The 1,673-nt window shown below is 68.8% G+C and carries 1 protein-coding gene and 1 pseudogene; both read right to left on the minus strand.

Annotated features, from left to right (window positions below; genetic code table 11):
* A pseudogene (locus tag J7E68_RS13785) lies at positions 1 to 374 on the minus strand (hypothetical protein); the annotation flags it as partial.
* Positions 350 to 1,673: ABC transporter ATP-binding protein (locus J7E68_RS20335; protein ID WP_311416958.1), on the minus strand; the 1,324-nt coding region annotated here is incomplete at its 5' end. The gene J7E68_RS20335 and the pseudogene J7E68_RS13785, both read right to left, overlap by 25 nt.

Raw genomic sequence — 1,673 nt, forward strand, 5'->3', positions numbered from 1 at the left:
GCGACGATGCAGACACTGACGTTGACGGCGACCAGAGCGAGGCTGGGCACGCTGATGAACGAGGCGAGCGCGAGGATCCACGGCATCTGGCGCTCGTCGACACCGAACACCGCGAATCGACGCGGATCCAGCTGATCGACCGCTCCGACGAGTATCGGGCCGACGAGGAAGCCCAAGAGCAGCGCGGCGCTTCCGAGGACGACGACCGTGCGCGCCACGGCGACCGGAGCGTCGTCGAGGCTCAGGATCGCGGCGCAGACCACCGCGGTGAGGATCACGACGACGGCGAGCATGACCAGCGTCCGCACCCGACGTTCGCCGCGGAGCGATCCGATCAGGAGCGCCGCCCTCAGTCGGAGAACGTGTGCAGCCACTCGAGCCCCTCCACCTCTCCGATGCCGCCGGACAGCTCGACGAACCGCGCCTCGAGCGTCTGCCCTGCGCGCACCTCATCGATGGTGCCTTCGGCGAGCACGTCGCCACCGACGATGATCGCGACGCGCGAGCAGACGCGCTCGACGAGGTCCATCCCGTGGCTCGAAAGGATCACCGTTCCACCGTGTGCGACGTACGCACGCAGGATGTCGAGGATCACCGCCGACGACACGGGGTCGACAGCCTCGAACGGCTCATCGAGCACGAGCACGCGAGGCGAGTGGATCATCGCCCCGGCGAGCATGATCTTCTTGGTCATTCCGGCGGAGTAGTCCGAGACGACTCGGTTGAGCGCCTCGCCGAGGTCGAAAGCCCTCCCGAGGTCGCCGACCCGCTTCTCGATCACGTCGGAGGTGAGACCGCGAAGCAGACCGTAGTAGTAGAGGAGCTGACGCCCGGTCAGCCGATCGAACGTGCGCAGCCGGTCGGGCAGTACGCCCATCATGCGCTTGGCGGCGAGCGGCTTGGCCGCCTGGTCGATGCCGCAGATGACGACCTCTCCCTCATCGGCACGCAGCAGTCCGGCCACGATCGAGAGGGTGGTCGTCTTTCCGGCGCCGTTCGGGCCGACGATGCCGTAGAAAGACCCCGCCGGCACCGTCAGGTCGATGCCGTTGACCGCCGTGTGGTCGCCGAAGGTCTTCACCAGACCGCGGATGCGGATCGCCTCGGTAGCCGATGCGGCGCTGACACCGCTGACCGCCTGATCCGCCGCGTCGCCGTCGGTGACGGCTTCGTCGATGTCGGATGCCGACCTCTCGTCGACATGGTCATCGGCGGCCTGTTCGTCGGTCGAGATCTCTTCGGCCACGGCCTCGTCGACCGGGGCGGACTCGACGGCAGGCTCTTCGACAACAGGCTCCTCGACGACAGGCTCGTCGACGACAGGCTGCTCGACAGCGGGCTGCTCGACGGCAGGCTCGCCGACCTGCGAGGTCCCTGCCGACTCAGCCTCGGCATTCTTCGCCGCGGCGGCCTCGGCTTCTGCGGCCTCGGCCGCGGCGGCCTTCGCTGCAGCCGCTTTGGTCGCAGCCGCCTTCGCCGCCGCGGTCTTGGCGGCGGAGGTTCGGGCGGCGGTCGTCTTCGACGCTGACTTCGCCGCGGCACTCTTCTCCGCGGCTGCCTTGGCCGCGACCGTCTTCGATGCCGTCGTCCGCGACGCGGTCGTTCGGCTCGAGGCGCTCTTCGCCGACGTCGTCTTCGCAGCTGTGGACTTGGCCGCAGCCGTCTTGGCGACC

The sequence above is a fragment of the Microbacterium sp. ISL-103 genome (assembly GCF_018613995.1).
Classification (GTDB): domain Bacteria; phylum Actinomycetota; class Actinomycetes; order Actinomycetales; family Microbacteriaceae; genus Microbacterium.